16 protein-coding genes and 1 pseudogene are annotated in these 22,847 nt (G+C 62.6%); 7 read left to right on the top strand and 10 right to left on the bottom strand.

Annotation, left to right across the window (positions count from 1 at the left end):
• Window positions 1-71: 71 nt before the first annotated feature.
• From HDG34_RS32365 to HDG34_RS32355, 3 genes are all read right to left on the bottom strand, one after another.
• Window positions 72-1,433, bottom strand: coding sequence for a metallophosphoesterase (locus HDG34_RS32365; protein ID WP_184066268.1), 1,362 nt, complete (start codon window positions 1,431-1,433; stop codon window positions 72-74).
• Between the two features lie 212 nt (window positions 1,434-1,645).
• Window positions 1,646-2,938 carry an NRAMP family divalent metal transporter gene (locus tag HDG34_RS32360; protein WP_184066265.1) on the bottom strand — a complete coding sequence of 431 codons (1,293 nt, stop codon included), beginning with the start codon at window positions 2,936-2,938 and terminating at the stop codon, window positions 1,646-1,648.
• Window positions 2,939-3,247: 309 nt separating this feature from the next.
• Window positions 3,248-4,081 (bottom strand): class II glutamine amidotransferase, encoded by an 834-nt coding sequence (locus HDG34_RS32355; protein WP_018422973.1) that lies wholly within the window; start codon window positions 4,079-4,081, stop codon window positions 3,248-3,250.
• 181 nt (window positions 4,082-4,262) lie between these two features.
• On the opposite strand from HDG34_RS32355, the pseudogene HDG34_RS40290 reads away from it, so the two are divergent.
• The 3 genes and pseudogenes from HDG34_RS40290 to HDG34_RS32340 all read left to right on the top strand — a co-directional run.
• Window positions 4,263-4,405 (top strand): annotated as a pseudogene (locus HDG34_RS40290) (nitrate reductase); the annotation flags it as partial.
• A 249-nt stretch (window positions 4,406-4,654) separates the two neighbouring features.
• Window positions 4,655-5,326 (top strand): SagB/ThcOx family dehydrogenase, encoded by a 672-nt coding sequence (locus HDG34_RS32345; RefSeq protein ID WP_184066259.1) that lies wholly within the window; start codon window positions 4,655-4,657, stop codon window positions 5,324-5,326.
• A 273-nt stretch (window positions 5,327-5,599) separates the two neighbouring features.
• Entirely contained in the window at window positions 5,600-6,493 is an 894-nt protein-coding gene (locus tag HDG34_RS32340; RefSeq protein ID WP_221309321.1) for a methyltransferase, read from the top strand.
• Window positions 6,494-6,499: 6 nt separating this feature from the next.
• Here the strand turns inward: HDG34_RS32340 and HDG34_RS32335 are convergent, their stop codons facing one another.
• Both HDG34_RS32335 and HDG34_RS39955 read right to left on the bottom strand, forming a co-directional pair.
• On the bottom strand, window positions 6,500-6,811 hold the full coding sequence (locus tag HDG34_RS32335; protein ID WP_184066256.1) for a hypothetical protein: 312 nt from the start codon (window positions 6,809-6,811) through the stop codon (window positions 6,500-6,502).
• Between the two features lie 688 nt (window positions 6,812-7,499).
• Window positions 7,500-9,647 (bottom strand): molybdopterin-dependent oxidoreductase, encoded by a 2,148-nt coding sequence (locus HDG34_RS39955; RefSeq protein WP_184066253.1) that lies wholly within the window; start codon window positions 9,645-9,647, stop codon window positions 7,500-7,502.
• A 479-nt stretch (window positions 9,648-10,126) separates the two neighbouring features.
• Between HDG34_RS39955 and HDG34_RS32325 the strand changes: the two genes are divergently transcribed.
• Both HDG34_RS32325 and dctA read left to right on the top strand, forming a co-directional pair.
• Window positions 10,127-11,095 carry a LysR family transcriptional regulator gene (locus HDG34_RS32325; protein WP_184066250.1) on the top strand — a complete coding sequence of 323 codons (969 nt, stop codon included), beginning with the start codon at window positions 10,127-10,129 and terminating at the stop codon, window positions 11,093-11,095.
• Window positions 11,092-12,414 carry a C4-dicarboxylate transporter DctA gene (gene dctA / locus HDG34_RS32320; protein WP_184066247.1) on the top strand — a complete coding sequence of 441 codons (1,323 nt, stop codon included), beginning with the start codon at window positions 11,092-11,094 and terminating at the stop codon, window positions 12,412-12,414. The genes HDG34_RS32325 and dctA overlap by 4 nt, the downstream gene beginning before the upstream one ends.
• Before the next feature lie 40 nt (window positions 12,415-12,454).
• On the opposite strand, the gene HDG34_RS32315 is transcribed toward dctA, so the two are convergent.
• From HDG34_RS32315 to HDG34_RS32295, 5 genes are all read right to left on the bottom strand, one after another.
• On the bottom strand, window positions 12,455-13,237 hold the full coding sequence (locus tag HDG34_RS32315; RefSeq protein ID WP_184066243.1) for a substrate-binding domain-containing protein: 783 nt from the start codon (window positions 13,235-13,237) through the stop codon (window positions 12,455-12,457).
• A 53-nt stretch (window positions 13,238-13,290) separates the two neighbouring features.
• Complete coding sequence (locus HDG34_RS32310; protein WP_184066240.1) at window positions 13,291-14,589, bottom strand: MFS transporter; 1,299 nt, start codon at window positions 14,587-14,589, stop codon at window positions 13,291-13,293.
• Window positions 14,590-14,787: 198 nt separating this feature from the next.
• Window positions 14,788-17,487, bottom strand: coding sequence for a CoA-binding protein (locus HDG34_RS32305; RefSeq protein WP_184066237.1), 2,700 nt, complete (start codon window positions 17,485-17,487; stop codon window positions 14,788-14,790).
• Between the two features lie 10 nt (window positions 17,488-17,497).
• Window positions 17,498-18,802, bottom strand: coding sequence for an ATP-grasp domain-containing protein (locus HDG34_RS32300; RefSeq protein ID WP_090806627.1), 1,305 nt, complete (start codon window positions 18,800-18,802; stop codon window positions 17,498-17,500).
• Between the two features lie 465 nt (window positions 18,803-19,267).
• Complete coding sequence (locus HDG34_RS32295) at window positions 19,268-20,008, bottom strand: FadR/GntR family transcriptional regulator (protein ID WP_090806625.1); 741 nt, start codon at window positions 20,006-20,008, stop codon at window positions 19,268-19,270.
• A 244-nt stretch (window positions 20,009-20,252) separates the two neighbouring features.
• Between HDG34_RS32295 and HDG34_RS32290 the strand changes: the two genes are divergently transcribed.
• Both HDG34_RS32290 and HDG34_RS32285 read left to right on the top strand, forming a co-directional pair.
• Window positions 20,253-21,800: a sugar ABC transporter ATP-binding protein gene (locus tag HDG34_RS32290; protein ID WP_260321408.1), complete on the top strand. Its 1,548-nt coding sequence runs from the start codon at window positions 20,253-20,255 to the stop codon at window positions 21,798-21,800.
• Window positions 21,793-22,821 (top strand): ABC transporter permease, encoded by a 1,029-nt coding sequence (locus tag HDG34_RS32285; RefSeq protein ID WP_184031637.1) that lies wholly within the window; start codon window positions 21,793-21,795, stop codon window positions 22,819-22,821. Before HDG34_RS32290 ends, HDG34_RS32285 begins: the two co-directional genes overlap by 8 nt.
• Window positions 22,822-22,847: the final 26 nt, after the last annotated feature.

The following is a 22,847-nucleotide window of genomic DNA, read 5'->3' as shown; positions in this document are numbered from 1 at the left end:
ACAAATCTTTAATGCGGGGAAACGCGCGGGAACCGCGGTTCGCATGAGATCGGGGGCGGATTGCGCGCCCATCAGCCTTGGTGGGGCTTGACCTGCGCGAACTGACGAATGCGCTCCGCAAGAGCGGGTATTCCCGAGTCGCGAGCCACGTAGTGAGCGACCTGCCGGGTGGCCAGATCGATGGTCACCTGATCGTCGGGGGTCTTCGTGTTGGGTCCGTCAACGGCGGGATGGTATTCGATACGCAGTTGCCTCGCGTTGGCGACGAGCCGTAAATAGCCGAAGTTGCGGTCGTCGTAGCTTTCGAGGACCACGGCATCCGTGTCTTTCGACGCAGCCTGGATCAGCTGCGGCGCGCGAAGGGGCGGCTGTCCGTTGGTGGTGAGTCGCTGTACGGCGTGACCGCCGTTCCCGCAAACGATGTAAGGGATGTGGGTGCCATCGGAGCGGGTTCGCGTAAAGCGCTGATAGTTGTGCGCGTGTCCCGCGAGGTCGGCATGCGGCCAGATACCGACCTCATTGCAAACCGTATCGATCTGCTGTTGCATTGCGACGCTCCAGCCATGACGGCCGCGCGCCACATAGGGCGGATGGTGATGCGCGAAAAGCAGGGCGCCTCGATAGTTCTCTTTCTTCACTCGCAATAACGCCGCTTTCAGGAACTTCAGCTGGCTGTTGCCGATGTGACGGTCCGCGATCACGCCTGGGTCCTCGAGCGTATTGCTGTACAACGCAATGATGCGCACGAACGGCGCCTCGAACGTGAAGAAAACGCCTGGCTGAATTTGCGCCGTCCGTGAAAGGTTGCCCGCATCGGGAGAGACCTGGAAGCAGTCGGAGCAGAAGTTCCTCAGAAACGCCTGCAGGCTCTTCTCGTGCTGCAACGGCGAAACCATTCCGTCGTGATTGCCGGCAGCGGCGAGAATCGGCGCATGATAGTTGCGGTACGGCTCATAGAACTGATCGTAGTAGTACTGCGCTTCGCCAAAGCTGTAGACGATGTCGCCCAGCAGGAAGTTGAATTGCGGCACCTCGGCGGGATCGGCTTCGTCGAAGTCGCTGACCATCTTGTCCGAAACTTCATTCTGGGTGACCGGACCTTTCGTACTGCCGCAATCGCCGGTGGCGTGAAAGACGATCTGTCCGTTCGCGCTGATCGTATCGAGGAGCTTCTGGTTGTTGTCCACCACCTCCGCAAACGTCAGCCGGGGCTCGGCGCCGCCGCGCGGTGGCGGAAACGGCAGCGCCTTCAGCTTGTGCTCGCGGTTCAGTTCGTCGATGACCTTGTAGGCTGCGGCATCGGATGCGTGCCTGACCACGAAAGTTTGCGGGTCCGGCGTGGGTTGTGGCTGCGAGAAAACGGGCGCGGCGAGAATCCTGTCGCTGCGGTTGCCGCGTGCGGCTGACGATTCATCTGAACGCTTTTTCGGCATTTGCAATCCTCCTTGATCGGCGAACGGGAGCGGCCACGCTGTTGTCGGCAAACCGTCAGCATGTGACGGCGCTGGCGCCGGCCGGATGCACCGTTCAGACGAACCCGAAACGGGGAAGTTCAGATCCGCTTGCCGTTGCGCAACCCGTGCGGCCCGAATTGCGGCGCACCGCTGTTCCGTGCGAAAGCCGGGTTCGCGGTGGCACGCGTCTGTTACGACGGCACGAACACGCCCACAGCCGCCAGCGCCATCGCGAGCGTTGCGAGCCATCCTCCCCAGGCCAGCACGCCCTTGACGGCGAACTGTCCCATGACCCGCCGGCTTCGCGCCATCAGCATCATGATGACCATGATCGGCACCGCGGTAACGCCATTGATCACCGCGCTCCAGTACAGCGCGCGGATCGGGTCGAAATGCATGAAGGTGATGGCCACACCGCCCAGGATGGCCAGTGCGATCACCGCATAGAATTCACGCGCGAGCGTCAGATGCAACGCGAGACTGCTGCGCCAGCGAAAGCTGCCCGCGGCGGCGTAGGCGGCCGAGCCGGCGAGGACCGGCAGCGCGAGCAGGCCGGTTCCGATGATGCCGAGCGCAAACAGGACGTAAGCGAAGCGCCCGGCAAACGGCTCGAGCGCGCGCGCGGCATCGGCCGAGGTTTTCACGTCGATGTGATGCAGATGCAGCGTAGCCGCCGCCGTCAATATGATGAAGAATGCAATGAAGTTGGACACCCCCATGCCAACCCACGTATCGAAACGTATCCTTCGCAACTGCGCGGGCGCCTGGTGCGGTACGCGGCGCAACGGCGCCTGTTCCGGTGCCGAGCGCATTTCTTCGACTTCCTGCGACGCCTGCCAGAAGAACAGGTACGGACTGATCGTCGTGCCCAGCACCGCGACGACCATGGTCAGATAGTCCGACGTCAGCGAGATGCGCGGCAACACAACGGCGCGCGCGACTTCACCCCAGGGGATCGGAACGATGAATGCGACCGCGACGTACGCGAGAAGCGAGAGGGCGGTCCACTTCAGAACGCGCGCATAACTGTCGTAGGGGACAAAAATCTGCAGAACGACGCAGAGCGTCCCGAGGCCGACGACATAAAGGTGCTGCGGACCTGGCAGCAGCAATCCGGCCGCGGCGCCCATCGCCGACAGATCGGCGGCGATGTTGATCACGTTCGCCATGACGAGCAGGGCGACCGCGCCGTACAGCAGCCATGCCGGATAATGCGCGCGTATGTTGGATGCGAGGCCCTTGCCGGTTACCCGGCCAATCTGCGCGCTCACCAGTTGTATTGCGGTCATCAATGGATACGTGATCAGGATCACCCACAGAAGGTTGAATCCGAACTGCGCGCCGGCCTGCGAATAGGTGCCGATTCCTGACGGATCGTCGTCCGCGGCGCCCGTGATCAGGCCAGGGCCCAGGCGTCTGATCCAGGATCGCTCCACGGAATCGCGTACGGCGGATTCCGGCTCGATCAATTTTTCGTCGTTCATATATGTGTCACCTCGCGGCAACGTTTAGCAAGTCGCGGGCCCGGGCGTTCGTGCCAGCGTCGCGCGGCTTCGGGAGGCGGGCATAGGAATCGGCTGCACATCACGGACGCGCTCGACGAGCGCACCGGCGAAGATGCGCAAGGCGCCTCCGCTGACAGTGCGCGGAAATGCGAGTTTCTAAACGGGAGTAACGAACTTTGGGCCGTGCCGGCGGACACCGTCACGCATGGTGTGCAAGAGGCTTCGTCCGCAAGTGGATCTCGTCGATCGCGTCAGGCAAGTCTTCGAGCACGATTGGCTTGGCGCGGCTCAGTCCAGTCGCGGCTTGAACGCATACTGCCCAATCTCGCCGCCGCGCGCGACCACCGCCGTGCTCTCGGGAATTTCCTCCCAAAAGCCCGGCAAGTCCGCGAGCGGTTCGGACAACACGAGGAACGCATTCTCGCCGGCCGTCTTGATGCGCTCGTCGTCGGGATACAACTCGCGCAGATGACGGAACGACGTGCTGTGAAACAGCGAGCGCGACTGTCCTTCGCTCGAATAGCGGACCGCGATGATCTGCTCGCCGTCGGTCGCGCAGACGGTCATGTTCAGCGGTTCATCCACGCCATGCCGGCGGCCGGTGGCTTCGACGAAGCCGACCATCCGTTCGAGCGCGGTGACGGGCGCGAGCTCCAGCCCGAAGGTCAGCGCGAGAAAAAACAGCACCTCGGAGTCGGTCGAGCCTTCGATGGACGGGAACAGATCGGGGTCGATCTTCACCATCAGGTCGCGGCGCACCGCCGGATAGTTGCGCACCAGGCCGTTGTGCGCGAACAGCCAGCGGCCGTGGCGGAACGGATGACAGTTGGTTTCCTGCGACGGCGTGTCGGTCGCCGCGCGCACGTGCGCGACGAACAGCGGCGAGTGGATTGCCCGCGCGGCCTCGCGTAGATTGCGGTCGCTCCACGCGGGCTGGATGCAGCGGTAGCGAAACGGAATGTCAGTGGGATGTCCATACCAGCCGATCCCGAAACCGTCGCCATTGGTGGTGGTGGCGCCGAGCCGGGAATGCATGCTCTGATCGATCAGCGAATGCCGGGCGTTGAACAGCACGGTTTCGAGCTGAAGCGGATTGCCGGTATAAGCGAGCCAGCGGCACATGATTGCTCTCCTGTCGGTTGCGCGTGACAACCCTACACCACCCGCGGGCGGCGATTGTAGGACCAAAGTCCGATTGAGGCAGACACCTTACCTGTCACTATGCCAGATGGCGTTTAGGTGCTTGCGTGCCGGGCATCGCTTTGAGCTTGCACCGGCCTGATCTGACAGAGGCAGGACGCGCATGAGCCACTTTCTGGACAGGTTACGTTACTTCACGGCCCCCCGTCCCCAGTTCTCGGATGGTCATGGTGCTGTCACAGATGAAGACCGGCAATGGGAGGATGCTTACCGCAGCGCTGGCAGCACGACAAGATAGTTCGCTCCATGGGCGTCGTCACCGAGATCGTCTGGGTTTCGCTGATCCTGATCTACCTGTCGGAAGTGCGGCGCACAGCGGTCGTGGGTTCCGTCGCTTAGCCGTGTTCGTGTTTGCTCCGCGCGAGTGGTCGACTGCGCCGTTGCCGCTCGACGGACCTCCCCCGCAAAAGACGAGGCGGCAAATGTGCAGCACTGAGATTCGCGCAGGCTGCAGGCTCTGCCAGCCAGCCTGCTTTCTTGCTGATGGAGGTGCCGATGAAACGCCGTGAACTGTTGGTTGCGCTGGCCGCAGGCGCGCTCGCCGAGGGTTCTACCGGCCTCGCGCAGGCAAGCCAGGCGAAATTCACCGGTCAGATCGATCTGCCCAAGCCCAACCTCAAAGGCACGATGTCCCTCGAAGAAGCCATCGAGAAGCGCAGGTCCGTGCGCAGATTCGCGCCAAAGCCGCTGCCGGTCGAGGCCATTGGCCAACTGCTGTGGGCCGGGCAGGGCATCACCAGCTCGGACGGCAAGCGCGCGGCTCCGGCGGCCGGCGCTTTGTACGCGCTCGAACTTTACGTGGTGACCGCCACGGAGGTGATGCACTATCTGCCTGATGGCCACCGGGCCGAGACGCGGGCGACCCACGACCTGCGCCCCGAGCTGAGAGCACTGGCGGTCAACCAGGCGTCCGTCGAGGCGGCCCCGGCCTTGCTCGTGGTGGCCGCCGACCCCAGTCGGCTGAGCGCGAGGTATGGCGGGAGAGCGAATCTGTATGCCGATCTCGAGGTCGGGCACGCGACCCAGAACATGCTGCTCCAGGTCGTCACGCTTGGGCTCGTCGCGGTGACCGTGGGCGCCGTCGACGGAGCTCCGGCGGCGCGCAAGCTCGGCCTGCCTCACGCCCAGACCGTCGTCTATTTGGTCCCGGTAGGTTTTCCGGTCTAAGTCATTGCGTGAGAATGAAATGAACGCGCCCCACCCGCGAACGAAAGGTGCTCGATACTTTCAAACAGGGCCTGGACCTCGCGTTCGATATGCTGACGGCAATAGAAGACACCTACAAGGCACCGCCCGCTCCCTGACACGCGGGCTCGAGGACTGGGGTCCTTCCCGGCGCGACGGCATGCGCGGACATCGATGCACCGGCCAGCAGTGCGGCAAACACGAACTTCGAAGGAGCGGGTATCGTGTGTGCCATGTCAACTCCGCGTGGTGCCTATGAAGCCGATTCTCGTGCGCTCGACCCTGGTGGAATCTTCGAAGCGTCGTGCTGCCCGTTTCGCGATGACGGTGATCGCGACGATCATGGCCGGATGCGTTTCCTCCTCACAGCTGAGCGGTCCTGTCACACCTTCGCAAGCTTCCGAGGCGAAGGCGCTCGACCTGGCGGTCGCCAATCCGCAACGCAGTCAGACCGCCCGGGCGCGCGACGTCTATCGTCACCCGGCGCAGACGTTGCGCTTCTTCGATCTGAGTCCGACGCAAACCGTGCTGGAGATCGCGCCGGGCGGCGGGTGGTACACGGACATTCTGGCGCCCTATCTGCACGACGCGGGTCATCTGTACGAAGCGCAATATCTGAGCACGTCCGCGGACCTGGCCTCGGAAGACCGGTCAATCGATGCAGAGTATTTGCGCAAGCTCGCGGGCGCCCCCGCAATCTACGGGAACGTCGTGGTCGGCACATTGCACGCGGGCCAGTTTTTCGGCTTCGATGCACACGAGCGGTTCGATCGCGTGCTTACTTTTCGCAACATTCACAACTGGATCAAGGATGGGCAGCTCGATGCCAATCTGCGTGCGTTCCATGACGCGCTGAAGCACGGGGGCGAACTTGGTGTGGAAGAACATCGCGCCCGGCCCGGCTCGACGGTACAGCAGATGATCGAAACCGGATATGTGACTGAAGCTTTCGTGATTGACCGGGCACAGGCGGCCGGCTTCGTGCTCGCGCAACGCAGCGAAATCAACGCGAACGCGCGAGATACGAAAGATTATCCGCATGGCGTATGGTCGCTGCCGCCGGGCTACGCGGGCGGTGACGTCGACCGCTCGCGCTACGCCGCAATCGGTGAATCGGATCGCATGACGCTGAGATTCGTCAAGCCTTAGCGTGTTCTACGGGCGCCAGCCGCGGGCGGTAATCGGCCGACGCGTTGGGCTGCGCTCAGTTTGTTGCACGACCCGCAGTAGCGTATCGACACAGTCCAGCGCGTCCGACAGTCGCCCGAGCACGATCAGCGAGCGGGCCGCATCGAGACGACCGTGAAACATCGCGTCGCGCGGTCCGGCCCGTTCCACCATGTCGATGAGCTGCCTGATCTCGGCCTTGACCCGCGCGCAGTCGGCGGGGCAGTAGCGGTCAACCCAGTTGCGCAGTGCGCGGATCAGCACCGCGCAATCGCCGTACTCCCACTGCACGCTATCCATTGTCACCCTCATTCGTATCCCGCTCGGTGCCGCAAGCGGGATGCCGACTTTTCCCAGCTCAGTCTCATTGCCTGTTCGCGATCTTGCGGATCGCACGACTCCGAAGCTCGACCGTCCATCTGCGGCCCCATTGGGGGAAAACCACCCCCTCTCGCCTGCATCTGTGAACGAAGCAAGCGGCGCGCCACGTGTCGCCGGCGCTGCGCATCATTGCTAGAGCGGGGCACGGCCATGTTCTCGCAGTTCGGGCTCGAAGAATATCCATCGTGCGGCTGGAAAACGCGCACGGTCCTCCCCGGAGGGAGGGCGGTGTCCATTCCATCTCGACCCGCTGCGGCCACTTACAGCAGCGGCGCGAGCGTCCGGTCGTGAGCGGCGGATTCAGCCGATCGCGCGCGTTGTCGACCCGCGCCGCGAGGTTCCCGCCCACGTTGACTCATTGCCAATGAAGTGACGCAGCGCGTCGACAGCGGCTGCCCGGCGCCTTCTATCGCATCCGCCACAACGGTCTGCCTGCCGCCGACGCGGGGGGGCCAATGTCGCGAAGTTGCGAGAGCTGCTGGACGTTGTGTTGACGTCGAGTCTTTCGTTCGCTCACCAGATTTCGGGCAAGGCAGGACGGCCGGGTAGCTGCATCGTCGCGCTCGGAAACAAATCGTTCGATTCGAACGGGGTTCTCTCTTGCGATTCAGACTACCGCTTCGATGCGTACCGGCATTGCGCTCATTACCGGCATGGCGTTGATCGGATCAAGACCAACTGTAGTGCTGAGCAACTGGTTTGGATTGGCGCCGGCGTAGGTCTCGGGCTCCTCGTCGGGCATCGGTCCCCAGCCGTGCGGGATGGACACGACGCCTCGGCGCAGTGCGGCGTCCGCTTTGACGATGGCTCGAATGCGGCCATGCGGTGAAACAATGGCCACGCACTGGCCTTCGGTCAGTCCTTGAGCAGCCAGGTCATCGGGATGCACAAAGGCCGGATTGAACGGCATGCGTCGGCGGACCGCGGGCAGGTGGTGGTACATGGTGTTCTGCACGTCGCGCACGCGCCGCACCGCCAGGCGATGCGTGAACCCCGGCGGCGCCCCCGCTTCGTTCAGTACGCCCGCCAGTTCGCACTCGACGTCGTCCGGCATCACGTCGAAGCGCGCGGCGTTCTCTGGCTCGCCGGACTGCACGATCATCGGTTCGATCTCGTAGACTTTCCCTTGTGGGTACAGCTTCAGTTCGTCAAATGAGATCGAGCCGTGGCGAACCAGGATCGCAAGCAGCTCTTCGGTGGTCGGCGCTGCGCGCATATCGAGCGGAACGTCGTCGAAATTGATGGTCTTGCCCAGGCGCCGCGCCAGATCCCAGAATACGAACCAGTCGTCCACGACTTCGGATCCCTCCGGCGGCGTCGCCACGGCGGCCGAGTATTGTGCGTAAGGCTGAAACATGATGTAGGACTCGTAGTCGCGCGAATGCAGGTCGGCGCGCTCGAACATCAGCTTCGGTGGAATCACATAGTGCGCGAGCCGCGCAGTGTTGGTCATGAAAGGCTCGATGCATACCAGCAGTTGCAGTTGGCGCAGCGCATCGGCGATGCGGCGCTGGTCGGGCACGGCATCGACTGGATTGCCGCCGTCGACCAACAGCGCGCGGATCTGGCCGGCGCCAGGCGTAGTGATTTCCTGGGCCAGCGTGCCGCTCATCTTCTGGCCGAACAGCATGCCATAGCCGCCGACACGGCTCTTCCAGCCGGATTCCCAGGAACGGCGTGGCGCAATCACTTCGGCCCGGCGCTGGTAGCGTGGGGCGACTACGCCGGGGTTCGGTACAGGGTCGCCGGGGCGAGCGAAGCGGCCACACACGACGTTGAGGCATTCGACCAGATGCTCGGCCAGATTGGAGTGCGGCGCCATGTTGGGCCCGGTTCCCGACGCGGCCGAGCCACGCTTGCGGCGCAGGCCGCCGGCCTCCCGCACGGGTTCCGCGAAGGCCGCAGCGGCGGCTTCGAGCCCTTCGACGCTTACGCCGGCGCGCTGGGCGACGTATTCGGGCGTGAACGGCTCGACCGCGTGCGCCAGTCGTCGCAGGTCCTTGACGTAGCGCGCGCAGAATTCGGCATCGTGCCAGCCGCGACACAGAATGATGCGCAGCAGGCCAGCCAGGACGGTCGGGTCCTCGCCCGGCAGCACCTGCAGGAAGACATCGGCATGGCGGGCGGTCTCGGTCTCTCGTGGATCGATCACCACCAGCTTAAGGCCGCGCTCCTTCGCTTCGTGGAGCTGCTTGACCGGATTCTGCAATGCAAAGTTGAACGTGGATAGCGACACCAGCGGATTGGTGCCGACGAACAATAGCGCGTCGGCGAGCGCATACGGATCTTTGCCGGCAGCCCAGCCGCCCAGTCGCTCAAATGCCACCCATTTGGCCGACTGGTCGATGGTCATTGTAGAGAAAAACGAATTCGAACCCAGCGCCGCGAGGAAGGCGGGCAACATATGATTGGCGGCGAGGTTAGAGTAGTTCATGGTGCCGCGAAAGGCTGCGACCGCATCGGCGCCGTGGCGCTCGATCAGTGCCTGGAGTTGCGCCGCGATCTCGGCCAGCATCACGTCAAGTGGCATCTGCACGAAACTGCCATCGGGCTGCCGTTTCAGCGGGTGCAGGAGCCGCTCGGCGCTGTTATGCGCCTCATGCAGATACGCACCCTTGATGCAGGCGTAGCCGCGCGTGAGCGGATTGTCGCGGTCGCCGCGCGCGGCAACGACGCGTCCGGCGTCGTCCAGGGTCAAGCGCAGTGAACAGTTGCCGGCGCAGATGCGGCAGGCGGTGACGGCTTCGCGTGGCACGGCGAGCTCCTCGTGTAGTGTGGCCCACACCTCGTAACCACCCACAACTTTCGGCGTAAAGGTTGAAGCCGTGCCGGATACCTGCGCGATGACAGAGCACCCGCATACGACTAGCGTTAGATCGCCGCCAGGTTGCGGCCGTTCATTCGCTATTATAAACGACGTTCATATTTTGGCAAATAGCCCGGCGACCTGTTGCGAGCGCCGCTGCCCGACCGACACTGTCATCGAGAGGCCTCGCTGTTCTAGCGCCCTGCTGCTGTCTCACACGACTTTGGCGCGCCGTGCTTTCGCCCGTTGTCGGCCAGAGGGCGATGCCCGCGTCTCTCATATGAATGACGGCTGAGTCCGTGAAACCGGCCCGTCGCGCCTCACGTCCGCAGTACCGCCGGAGGGCCGAGCGAACGGGCGTAGTTCGCAATGGGCGCTTTGAGCTGCTTCATGCAAAATAGCCGCATCCAGGATGTGGAGGATGACTCGTGGGTATCAACTTCGACTTGAACGACTTGCAGGCGTTTCGAGCAGTAGTGGAACTGGGAAGCTTCCGCAAGGCCGCCGAGGCGGTGAGCATTTCGCAGCCGGCCTTGAGCCGCCGGATCGACAAGCTCGAGGAAGCACTCGGCGTGCGTCTATTCGAGCGCACCACGCGCAGCGTCACGCTCACCACCGTCGGCCGGGTATTCGCGCCGAGCGCCGAGCAGCTGCTTGATGATCTCGACGTCGCGTTGCTCGGCATCCGCGATGTTTCTTCGAGCCGACTGGGACATGTCACCATCGCCTGCGTGCCTTCGGTGGCCTACTACTTCCTGCCGAGCGCCGTCGCGAGCTATCATCGCCGCTTCCCGCGCATCAGGGTCAAGATGCTGGATATGAGCGCGAATGAGGTGCTTGGCGCCGTCATCAGCGGAGAGGCGGATTTCGGCGTGAGCTTTCTGGGCAGCCAGGAGTCCGAGGTCGAGTTCAAGGTTCTGCTGCAGGAGCGCTTCGTGGCCGCCTGCCGCCGTGATCACCCGCTCGCGCGCAAAAAACGCGTGACCTGGAACGAGCTTTACGAGCACGAGTACGTCTCGGTGGACAAAACTTCCGGCAACCGACTGCTGCTCGATCAGGCGCTGTCGGCCGTGGCGCCGCATGCGCCGAGCGTCTGCGAGACGCGTCACGTAACGACCATGCTCGGTTTAATCGAAGCGGGGCTCGGTGTCGCCGCAGTGCCGTCGATGGCCATGCCCGGGCGCGATCACCCCATCCTCACGAGCGTGCCGCTCGTCGAACCGGTGGTGAAGCGGCGCGTGGGAATCGTGAGACGCCGTGGACGTCCACTTACACCGGCTGCGCAGGAGTTTCACAGAACGATTGTCGAGATGAAGCGCGGCGGCGTCGCATGCAGCGATGCCGTGGGCAATAACACGTCTCCAAAAGAGCGGCCAGGCAGGAAAACCGCATCATGAGGTTGGCAAGACCGCTTCGTTCGCTCTATCTGCAGGTTTTGCTGGGCATGATGCTCGGCATGGCGCTCGGTCACTTCTTGCCGCAAGCGAGCCCGCTGCTCAAGCCCTTGAGCGACGGGTTCATCGGCCTCGTGAGGATGATGATTGCGCCGATCGTTTTCTGCACGATCGTCTCGGGGATCATGTCGCTTGCTAGCGGGAAGGCCATCGGGCGCACAATTTTTCAGGCGCTGGGACTCTTCTATTTTTTGACAGCCGTGGCGCTTGCGCTTGGACTCGTCACGGCCTTCGTGCTGCGACCCGGCGCGGGCATGCACATCGACGCTAACCATCTGGACGCGAGCATCCTCGCGCAATATGCGAAGCACGCGCAGCCGGGCGGCCTTGTCGCATTCGCGTTGAGCGTCATCCCCGAGACGATGCTTGGCGCCTTCGACAAGGGCGAGGTCCTGCCAGTGCTGCTGCTCTCGCTGCTCTTCGGCTTTGCGCTAAATTCCTGTCCGGAGGCGGGCAGGCCGGTGCTCGCGCTCATCGACGGCATTGCCCAGGCCCTGTTCCGCATCCTCGCGATGATCATGCGACTCGCTCCGCTCGGGGCATTCGGCGCGATGGCTTTCACGGTGGGCCGCTTCGGCATCCGCTCGGTCGGCTCGCTCGGGATGTTGATGGTGTCCTTCTTCGTGGCATGCCTGCTGTTCATTGCGCTGGTGCTCGCTCCGCTCGCGCGGCTGCACGGCTTCGCACTTTGGCGGCTCTTGCGCTACATGCGCGAGGAGTTGCTCATCGTTCTCGCGACATCGTCGACGGAGCCGGTACTGCCGCGCCTGATCGCGAAGCTTGAGGCGCTCGGCTGCGACAAGGGCGTGGTGGGGCTTGTGCTGCCCGCAGGCTACTCGTTCAATCTCGACGGCACCGCGATCTATCTGACGCTCGCCTCGATGTTCATCGCGCAGGCGTGCGACGTGCCGCTTTCCGCGCCGCAGATCGCGATGATGCTCGCCGTTATGTTGCTCACGTCCAAGGGGGCGGCGGGTGTGTCGGGCAGCGGATTAGTGGCGCTCGTCGCGACGCTGACGGTGATTCCCGATCTGCCCGTCGCCGGGGTGGCGCTACTGGTGGGCATCGACCGCTTCATGTCCGAGGCGCGCGCCCTGACGAGCGTGATCAGCAACGCTTGCGCGGTGATCTTCGTTTCGATGTGGGAGGGTGCTTGCGATCGTACGCGTCTTGCGCGAATGCTCGGGGCGGCAGCGCCAGGCGGCGCGGACGGTGCGGGGGATCCCGCGAGAGATACCTCGAGAGATACCTCGGGGATGTGACAGGAAGGCCGCCTGAGGCAAGCCTTCATTCAGGTTTGGGTCAATGAGCGGAGACGGTATCCAGCCCTGTCGATTTGACGTCTGCCTGGACGCCAGGTGAAGCGAGGTAGTCGAGCAGGGCTTTAGCTTCCTTCGGATGCTGTGCGCTGACGGGAATGCCGGCGGCGAAACGCGTGACCGACTGCAGGGACTCAGGAATCTTTCCGACGAAGGTCGCCCCCTTGACGGGCAGCAACTCGCTCACCTGCTGGAAGCCGATTTCGTAGTCGCCGTTCGCCACCACCGAGGCTACTGGAATCCGCGGGATCATCTTCGCCTTCGCCTTGACCTGATCCTCGATGCCGAGCTTCCTGAACAACTCCCGCTCAATGTAGACACCGCTTGCGCTGTCCGAGTACGCGATCGACTTCGCATGCAGCAGGGTCTGCCGAAGGCCTTCTGCCGAACTGATATCGGGTTTCACCGCTCCTTCGCGCACGACCATGCCGATGCGCGAATCGGCCAGCTCGACCCGCGATCCGGGGATGACCTTGCCTTTCTGGATCAGTTCGTCAAGCGCATATCCGACCATGATAACGGCGTCGGCGGGCTCCCCACGCTCAAGCCTGTTGGGGATCGCTTCGGGCGATTTGCCCATCGACGGACCAAGCGCGGTGTCGAGCGTGTTGCCCGTTTCGGATGCGAACTTCGGTCCGAGCACCTTGTACGCTGCGGTAAAGCCACCCGAGCTCATGACGTGCAGGTCGGCGGCTTGCACGTTCGCCGCAACAGCCGAGGTTGCGACCAGTGCTGCGGCGCATAGTTTCAGAAACAGATTTCTCATGATCGGAGTCGTGTCAGGTTGTGTGTTTAGCCGCATGCGGAGCGAGACACGAATCAGTGCGCCGGAGTCAGTGTCGCTGCGCGGCGGCGATAGAGTGCAAACGTCGCCATCAGGGCGCACGCTGCCGCGAAGCTCATCCAGTAGCCGGGTGCGGCCTTGTCGCCAGTCATGTGAATGAGCGCCGTGGAGATCGCCGGTGTGAAACCGCCGAATACGGCGGTCGCGAGGCTATAGGCGAGCGAGAAGCCCGCGACGCGTACCTGCGCCGGCATCACTTCCGTCAGTGCGACGATCATCGCGCCGTTATAGATGCCGTACATGAACGAGAGCCAAAGGAGGGCGAGCAGCATGTTGAGGAAGCTGGGCGCGTGAGCGAGCAGCGACAGGGCCGGGTGCGCGGTCGCGATGGCGAGCACCGTCATGGCGATGAGGAGCGGCCGGCGGCCGATCCTGTCGGAGAGGGCTCCGCCGATCGGCAGCCAAACGAAGTTCGACACGGCCACACACAGCGTCACAAGCAAACTATCGGCGGTGCTGAGGTGCAGGACCGTCTTGCCGAAAGTCGGCGCGTAGACCGTGATGAGATAGAAGCTCGCGGTGGTCATCGCCACCAGCATCATGCCTGCAATCACGACGGTCCAGTTCTGGACCAGCGTCGTGAATACCTCCTTCATGCTCGGGCGATGCTGGCGAGCCTTGAACTCCTCGGTTTCCTGCAGATTACGACGCAGCACGAAGAGGAACGGCACGATCATGCAGCCGACGAAGAACGGCACGCGCCATCCCCACGCCGCGATGGTAGCGGCGTTCAGCGATTGGTTGAGCGCGAAGCCGAGGCCCGCGGCCACGACGATCGCCACCTGCTGGCTCGCGGACTGCCAGCTCGTGAAGAAGCCCTTGCGGCCGGGCGTGGCCATCTCGGCGAGATACACCGACACGCCGCCCAGCTCCGCACCCGCGGAGAAGCCCTGCAACAGCCGCCCGAGCAGCACAAGCGCGGGCGCCACAAGGCCAATGGTCGCGTAGCCCGGCACGAACGCAATGAGGATGGTGCCGCTCGCCATGATGGAGAGCGTGACGATGAGCCCCTTGCGGCGGCCGACGTCGTCGATGTACGCACCGAGCACGATCGCGCCGAGCGGGCGCATCAGAAAACCGGCACCGAAGACCGCGAACGTCATCATCAACGAGGCAAATTCGCTCCCGGCCGGAAAGAAGACGTTGGCGATCTGCGTCGCATAGAAGCCAAACAGAAAGAAGTCGAACTGCTCCAGAAAATTTCCGGCCGTCACGCGGAAAACCGCCGCGGCCTTTGAATGTCCCAGCGAAAGGGTAGAGGGCGAGGGGTGCATCAATGTGTCTCCTGAAATCCCGAGATATGCGGTGGTTCCGCTCTTTGTCTGTTCGGGAATTTTGGCCCGTGGCCAATCAAACGATAAGTGCAATCTTCCGAACGATTGATGTCGAATGGTTATCAATCGGCGCCTCTTTTTCGCCGCCGCGCGTTAGCTGTGCGCCAGCGCGTGGCGGCGACCATCAGAGGCCAGCGGTCAGGCCACGAAACGACACTGGGAAGCGGCCGTACGCGTGTCCATATTGCGTCCGCGGTTCAAATGATCGTCAATCTCCGCAGCGCAGCCCAGCATGCGCGGATAGAGGAAGATCGTGAACGCGGCCGTTTCAAGGTCCGCCTCGCTGAACTCCCCGCGCTTGAGCGGCTGCCACAGCATCTTCAACAGCAACGCGGCAATCACGGCATCGACATTGACGCAATAGACATTGCGCGAGACACCTGCGTCGAACAAAGCCTGCACCAGCACACGGTAAAACGCATGAAACGCGTTGTACTCGCCGCGGGCTTCATAAAGGTTGGCGATGAAGACTTCCCGCGGGTCGTGGTTCACCGGCTTGTCTTTGAAGACCGGATGATTAATACCCGGAAGTTTCGCAATATCGAGGCTCCCCAACTGCTTCTGGCGCGTCTTGTACTGCGCGTATCGCTCGACGGAGCGCCGGGCGAGCGCTTCGAGGTCCACGGTATGACGAGCATCGGTCGGATCTTCAAGGCCGCTGCTGCGGAACGCCTCGTTGAGGAACGCAATGCCTTCGTAGCCATTGCCGCCATGCGTATATCCAGTGTGCGTGAGGAACCCCGCCAGAGCCTTGTTTAGCTGCACCCGTTCGGGACTTTCCGGGCCATCGGCAGATACTGCGCCCTTTGCGCCTTGCGCCGAAATGGCGCCGGGTCCGTTCGTGAGCAGCAAACCGACAAGGGTCTTGAACGCGAAAAGGTCGTCGACAGTCGGTTTCAGGTTTAGCAGCGCTGCGAAGGCGATTTCCGTCAGAGTGCGTTCGCCGAGTAATTCTTCGGTGGCGAAGCCGCAAAATCCGTCCGGGCCGTGCTGCGAGGCGTCCGCTGAGGCGCCGATCATGGTGCCGAAGAGCTTTGTCCACCACGGCAAGCTTTCTGCGGTCAGGCGGGAGATCCGCTTGCGCATGAGCGGGCCCCAGGCGAGTGTCGTCGTGATCGCCGCGAGTACTGCTTCCGGGCGCGGATGGCCCGGGCCACACGACAGCCATCGGATGATTGCGGAACTTACGCCGCGCGAGGCGAGCCCGCCCAGCATGGCTTGCGCCTCTGGATCGGGTTCATCGCAGAACAGCGCTGCAGTGTCCGCGGTGTGGACTGCATTGACATCAAAGGTCTCGTCGAACGCGTCCGTGAGCCTGGCTGTCGCGAAGCCGTCGATCATCAGTGCTGCCGCCTCGCGCGCAGCACGCTGGCGATTCGGCCCGACGATCGCCGCCGCGGCCGCGAGCACGGCATTGGGCGCATTGCCCGCCTCGCGCGAAGCCTGCGCGGCCGCCAGTTCTGGTGTCCCGTGCAGATTCACTGCAGCGCCAACAGCCACGTCGATGAGCTTTGTGTCGTTTGCCCCGCCGAACTCCCGCAACAGCGCGAGGCACATGTTCTCCTCGAGCGAGCGCGTCGCTGCTTCGAGCATGGATACCCCGTGCAGGCTGCTCACCTGCGTTTTTGCGTCCATCTGCGAGGCGCCCGAAGCGTCCTTCAAGGGTTGGCGCGGCGGGATTGCGCCGATCTGGCTGTTCGCCCGCGTAATCTGTTCGTTGTACGGCGCGACCGCTTCCACGACCGGCAGGGCGAGGTCGTCTGGCAGTTCGATCCCCTGATCGGAGCCAAACCACGGTTTGAGCGAGAGGCTGCCTTCCGGCTCAAAGTCGGGCATCGTCGCGTTCGCGCGCATCACTGCGGTGAGCGCGGCGGGAATGTGCGCGATGTTTGTCACAACGGCGCCCTTCGCCGAGCAGCATGGATCGTCCGGCGTAAAAAGACGCTCGACGCCGAACTTCTCCATGAACCAACGCTCCTTGGCAAGAGCATCGTCGGCGCCGCCCGCCATTGCGCCCGCATGCCCCACCGCGCGCGTCAGACGACTCTTCCAGCGGCCTACCACGCAGGCAATGACGGGTTTCGTAAATGTGGCGTCGGCCTCGTAGTAGCCGCCCGGCTCGCAGTACAGTACGGCAGCCTTGCTGCGCGCGTCGTTGGCGAGGGCAAAGGCGAACTCCGGCGCCGCATAGTGGATGTAGACGTCCTTGCCGCTGGATACGACGGTCGTTGTACCCCAGCCGCTCATGCGCAGATATTGCGCAATGGTGGTGCTAAACCCGCCCGAGTTGGAAAAGATCGCGATCGAGCCCCGCCGCAAGGTTGCGCCGGGATCATCGCCGCCGAGCGCACCCCCGATGCGCACCCGCTGCCAGGAGTCCGCGACGCCCAGCCCGTTCGCGCCAAAAATGTCGATGCCTGCTTGCTGGCCCATCGCGCGAATTTCCCGGGCGTCGTGCACGGAGATCTTCTCCGTAATGATAAAAATCTTGCGCAGATCGGGATTGACGCGGATCAGTTCGGCCACCCCATCGCGCGCGGCCGACGGCGGCAGATAGACGACGCCGCAATTGAAACGATGCCCGGCTTCGAGGCCTTCGCGCACGTTGTTATAGACGGGGATGTCGCCGGCAGGCGTCACGAGCACCTGCCCGCGCTTGCCAGGCGCAGTGCCGAATACGATATTCCCACCGGAAAACGCGTGGCTCACCGGCGTCACGTCCGACGACTCGCCTCCCAGAATGTTGAGCACACAAACGCGGTCCTCGCGCGTGACTATTTGTGCAAGCGACTGGATACCGACGAAATACCTGAAATGATTATTGCCTTGCTTGACCATGTCGATCTCCTTACGCCTTTGCCGTATCCGCCTGCGGTTGCGTCTGACGCGCGCCGATGCGCGCTGCGACCTGCGCGCGTCCTCCCGATTGCATCCACGCATCGGCCTTCCGTGCGTACTGGATCACTTCGCTGATGTCGGAGTCAAAGCCGAACAGGCGATAGGGAAGGCCGAGCGAATCACAGGTGTCGCGCAGTGCCGACATGCCACGAACAAGGTTTGGACCGCCGCGCCCAAGGACGACATAAAGCGGGGTGGGACCGTGCTCGCTGAAGTGCTCGCGTAGCGCATCGGCCATCGCGCGCAGTGTTTCGTAGATATCGGTGTTGTTGGACTTGCCGCCAATGATGAACAGTACGTTGGACTGCTTCAGCCAATGCCGGAAGCAGATGCGCGCCACTTCCTTCATTTTTTCGTAGGGAGGATTGCCGCCGAAATCCGAAGAGATGATGGCTGCGTCGCCCAACATCTCCGTGACGAGCGAGTTGGCCCCGCCGCCGAACGTGGGCGCGAGGATCGTTCCCTTGTCATTGATCACATAGACATCGCTTTGACCCTGGTGCGTGCGAAGCTGGTTGATCTCCTGCTCGAAGTCCGAGTAGTCGGCAGCGAACAGGTGAGCAGGCAGGCCGAGGCGCGAGAAGCGCGGGTCGTCACGATCGAACCCGCACTTGAAGTCGCAGGCCACGGGTGTGAGCCGACCGTTCTTGTCCTCGCGCATGCGGATCGGATTCAGCTCGAGCGTCGTCATGCCGAAGTCGTGAAAGAGCTCCCAGAGCTTCGGCAATTGCTGCACGAGCGGGGAAATGATTTCGCGCGGCGCGCCGATCTCGCTTAACGCATTCGCGACGACGAACGCCTTCAGGCCGGTCAATGCATCAAAGGGCACCATTGCAACGTGCTTTGGATCGACCTCTTCGATGTCCATGCCACCCGCGTGCGACAGCGTCATGGTGGGAGCGCGAAAGCGGGTGGAATCGGTGATCGAGAAGTAAACTTCATGTTTGGCCGGTACGCCTGCTTCGAACGTGACGCCGTTCGCCTTGGCCCTCACATGACCCACGACGTGCTCGGCGAAGTACAGCCGCTCTTTCTCGGCGAGCGCCGTCTTGAGATCTGTCGCGCGCCCGAGCAACCCGGCCTTGCCCTTCTTGCCCACGCCGCCCTTGAATACCGGCTTGATAAAGACCTGCCCGTGGCGGTCGATCAGCGACTTTATCTCCTCTTCGCTGGCGCTCGGCCCCAGCACTTCGCTGGCCGGGAATCCGACGAATTGCAATAGGCGCGCGCCGTGCAACATTCCGGTGATCTGCATATGAGTGTCTCCTGAAATTCAAGGCAATGACGATTGAAGCAGGTACTGAGTTCGCGTAGCTCGCTGCGCAAGGCGCGAAATGCTCGTCTGCCGTGGACTCGCTTGAAAGCGGCGGCAGGATTCACAACGCGAGGTGGGTCATGCGAGATCGGCATCGGCTACCGTTGGCGGCACCCGTGACCGGGTTGCACTGGAATGCGGCGAAACGCTGTTGTGCGTTTCGCGCCTGTCTCCGATGCGTTCTCTGTCGACGCGTTTATGAAGTTCTTGAGCATCGATATTTGCTCAAGACGCCCCGAACGAGAAGTGCAATTTTCTGAAGCATTGATGTTCAACGGTTATCAATATCGTCGAACGCCGTTACGTTGTGGCGACAAGTGCTGCTTTCATGGTGGGCCTCACGGCGATGTTCAGGATTGCGCAGGGAACTGGCCGAGCTGAAGGAACACCGGTCGACTTCGCAACTCAACCCAGTCGCACGCGGCCAGCTTTACCGTCGGCATCGTTGGGTGCAACTTTCTTGATGTCACTTCCGACCCAACGCTCTTCAGAAGATTTCAGATGCGATCGCATCGCCGCTTCTGCAGCAATAGGGTCTCCTGCTTGCAGTGCATGCAGGACATTTTCGTGCTCCTCGACCGCAGCCATCCATGTGGCCGTATTTTCGACGAGTTCGCTAATCCTCGCCCCGATCGGATCGCGCCTCGCGTCAAACAGATCGGCCACATACCGGCTCAACACCGTATTGCCGGCCGTTTCCGCGATGATCAGGTGGAATTGCCGGTCCGGTTCCACAGGAGATTTGCCAGCAGAGGCGAGGCGATGCATCGCATCCACGCTGCGCCGCAACCGGTCCAGAGAGCCGGTCGTAAGCCGCGTGCTGGCGAGCACGACGAGGCTGCCTTCGATGACGGCCCGGGCCTGCATGATTTCCGTCGGACTTTCGCCTAATACAGCCAGTGACCCTTCACGTTCGTTTGCGGTTTCGAGCACATAGACGCCCGAACCCATGCGGGTCTCGACGCTGCCGCCGATTTCCAGTGCGATCAACGCCTCGCGCAGAGACGGGCGCGAAACACCCAGTTGCTGCGACAACTCGCGCTCCGGCGGCAGTCTCGACCCCGGCGGGAAATCCCCTCCGTGGATGAGGCCGCGAATCTGGTCGGCGACCAATTGGTAAAGCCGCTTTGGCTCGGTCTGTTTCATTTTGCTGCCGGAAGGATAAATGGCCCGGGTCGTCTGTCGACCAGCGATCAAAGTCTACCACGCAAGCCTGACAAGGTTTTCAGCGCATTTCGCAGGAACAGTTCGGGTTTGCCCTTGGTAAGGCCAGAAGAAGTATCTTGCAAATTGGCTTGACCAAAATCGCAGTTTATTCTTTAATCTGCATCAGATTGGCCTGACCGACGGCAGCGCCTCTACACAAAAGAAGGAGACACGTGTGACAGATCTGAGCACTGACCTGGCCCCGCGCGTGGTGGACGGCTTCGCGTTAAAGGAACCCCCGGAGCTCTTGAAACTGAGCGGACTGGGCAAGCGGTTTCCCGGTGTCGTTGCACTGGAGGACGTGCACTTCGAATTGCGCCGCGGCGAAGTACACGCGATTTGTGGCGAAAACGGCGCTGGCAAGTCAACCCTGATGAAAATCGTCAGCGGGCAATACCAGCCGGATGCCGGCACGATCGTTTTTCGCGGCATGCAAAGGCGGTTCGCGTCCTCACTCGAGGCACAGGAAGCAGGCATTGCGATCATTCACCAGGAACTGAACCTGGTGCCGCACCTGTCGATTGCGGAAAACATCTACCTGGCACGCGAGCCCAAACGCGGGCCGTTCATCGATCGCGCACGACTGAATGGGAACGCCCAGCGCGCGCTCGCCCGCATTGGATTGTCGTTGCCGCCCACGAGGCTGGTGGGGACGCTGTCGATCGCCCAGCAACAGATGGTCGAAATCGCCAAGGCGCTCTCGCTCGACGCCCAGGTGCTGATCATGGACGAACCCACTTCGTCGCTCACGGAATCCGAAACCATGCACCTGTTCCGGATCATCAAGGAGTTGCGCGAGAGCGGGGTCGGCATTGTCTACATCTCTCATCGTCTCGACGAAATGAAGCAGATTGTCGACCGCGTGACGGTGCTGCGCGACGGGCACCACATTTCAACCGACGATTTCGCGGCGACCAGCATGGATGAAATCGTTGCGCGAATGGTCGGCCGGGCGCTGAACGATGCGTACCCGCCGCGCCGCTCGGTCCCGTCGCAGGACGTGCTGCTGCGCGTCGACAATCTGTCGCGCGCACCGGCATTTGGGCCGGTTTCGTTCGAACTGAGGCGAGGCGAGATTCTCGGCTTCGCCGGTTTGATGGGCGCAGGCCGGACCGAAGTGGCACGGGCGATTTTCGGCGCTGACCAACCGGACGGCGGCGAGATTCATATCGGGAGCGAGCGCGTCTCGATCCGCTCGCCTATCGATGCGATTCGCCACGGTATCGCGTATCTGTCGGAAGACCGCAAGAGCGACGGTCTCGCGCTGAAGATGCCGGTCGCGACCAACATCACGCTGGCCAATATCGAGGCGGTGTCGGGTCGCGCCGGCTTCATTCGTTTCGCCGAAGAAGCGGCCATCGCACAGCGTTACGTCGAAACGCTCGGGATCCGCACGCCAACGGTCCATCAACTCACGCGCAACCTGTCCGGCGGCAATCAGCAGAAGGTTGTCATCGGCAAATGGCTGTTTCGCAAATCGAAGATTCTGTTTTTCGACGAGCCCACACGCGGGATCGATGTCGGCGCGAAATACGCGATCTACACGCTGATGGACCAGCTCGCCGCGCAGGGCATCGGCGTTGTGCTGATCAGTTCGGAATTGCCTGAAATTCTCGGCATGTCCGATCGCGTCGCGGTATTCCACGAAGGCCAGATCGCCACGATCCTGGAGACGCGCCACACCAATCAGGAAGAAATCATGCACTTCGCATCGGGACGAAATCATGCTTGAAATAACATCCGAACAGACCACTACTGTCGACACCAGCGCGAAGCTCCGGCGTCGCGACCTGATTCAGAAATTTGCCGCGCTCGGCAGTCTGATCATGCTGGTGGCCGTCTTTTCATTGACCAGTTCGGCTTTCTTCTCGGTCGACAATGGCATGACGGTGGCCTTGCAGGTGACGTCGATTGCCTATCTCGGCGTGGCGGCAACCTGCGTGATCATTACGGGCGGAATCGACCTGTCCGTGGGTTCCGTACTCGCGCTGTCTGGTGTGGTCGCCGCGTTGCTCGTCAAGGCCGGCGTGCCGATCCCTCTCGGCATGCTCGGCGGCGTCGTGGTGGGCGGCCTGTGCGGATTCGTTAATGGCCTGTGCGTCACGCGTATGGGTCTGCCGCCTTTTATCGCCACGCTCGGCATGATGCTGGTCGCGCGTGGTCTCGCGCTTCAGATCACTGGCGCGCGCCCGGTTTCGGGACTCGGCGACGCGTTCGGCGAACTCGGAAATGGCGCGTTGTTCCGCATCTCGCATATCGGGGCAGACGGGTTCCCCGATACGGTATTTCCGGGGATCCCGTATCCCGTGATCATCATGGTCGTGCTGGCGGTGGCCGTGTCGATCATGCTGACGCGCACCTCGCTTGGCCGCCACATCTACGCAGTCGGATCGAATGCCGAAGCTGCGCGGCTCTCCGGCGTCAATGTCCGCCGCGTCACCTTGTTTACCTATGTGCTGTCCGGCGTGCTCGCCGGTCTGACGGGTTGTGTGCTGATGTCGCGCCTCGTCACGGCGCAACCGAACGAAGGCGTCATGTACGAGCTCGATGCGATCGCCAGCGCCGTGATTGGCGGGACGTCCCTGATGGGCGGTGTCGGCACGATCTCCGGTACGGCCATCGGTGCGTTTGTGATCGGCGTGCTGCGCAATGGCCTGAACATGAACGGCGTATCGAGTTTCATCCAGCAAATCATCATCGGACTGGTCATTCTCGGCACGGTCTGGATCGACCAGGTCAGAAACCGTCGATGAAGCACATCGAATGAAGCCATTCGAGA

The organism is Paraburkholderia sp. HC6.4b (assembly GCF_014200875.1).
Classification (GTDB): Bacteria; Pseudomonadota; Gammaproteobacteria; order Burkholderiales; family Burkholderiaceae; genus Paraburkholderia; species Paraburkholderia tuberum.
Note: the sequence above shows the minus strand (reverse complement) of the source record. Positions and strands in the feature narration are given on the sequence as shown.

Coding starts and splice junctions, on each gene's coding strand:
- HDG34_RS32365 (WP_184066268.1), bottom strand. CDS start 1,433: ATGCCGAAAAAGCGTTCAGATGAATCGTCAGCCGCACGCGGCAACCGC.
- HDG34_RS32360 (WP_184066265.1), bottom strand. CDS start 2,938: ATGAACGACGAAAAATTGATCGAGCCGGAATCCGCCGTACGCGATTCC.
- HDG34_RS32355 (WP_018422973.1), bottom strand. CDS start 4,081: ATGTGCCGCTGGCTCGCTTATACCGGCAATCCGCTTCAGCTCGAAACC.
- HDG34_RS32345 (WP_184066259.1), top strand. CDS start 4,655: ATGAAACGCCGTGAACTGTTGGTTGCGCTGGCCGCAGGCGCGCTCGCC.
- HDG34_RS32340 (WP_221309321.1), top strand. CDS start 5,600: ATGAAGCCGATTCTCGTGCGCTCGACCCTGGTGGAATCTTCGAAGCGT.
- HDG34_RS32335 (WP_184066256.1), bottom strand. CDS start 6,811: ATGGATAGCGTGCAGTGGGAGTACGGCGATTGCGCGGTGCTGATCCGC.
- dctA (WP_184066247.1), top strand. CDS start 11,092: ATGAGGTTGGCAAGACCGCTTCGTTCGCTCTATCTGCAGGTTTTGCTG.
- HDG34_RS32315 (WP_184066243.1), bottom strand. CDS start 13,237: ATGAGAAATCTGTTTCTGAAACTATGCGCCGCAGCACTGGTCGCAACC.
- HDG34_RS32310 (WP_184066240.1), bottom strand. CDS start 14,589: ATGCACCCCTCGCCCTCTACCCTTTCGCTGGGACATTCAAAGGCCGCG.
- HDG34_RS32305 (WP_184066237.1), bottom strand. CDS start 17,487: ATGGTCAAGCAAGGCAATAATCATTTCAGGTATTTCGTCGGTATCCAG.
- HDG34_RS32300 (WP_090806627.1), bottom strand. CDS start 18,802: ATGCAGATCACCGGAATGTTGCACGGCGCGCGCCTATTGCAATTCGTC.
- HDG34_RS32295 (WP_090806625.1), bottom strand. CDS start 20,008: ATGAAACAGACCGAGCCAAAGCGGCTTTACCAATTGGTCGCCGACCAG.
- HDG34_RS32285 (WP_184031637.1), top strand. CDS start 21,793: ATGCTTGAAATAACATCCGAACAGACCACTACTGTCGACACCAGCGCG.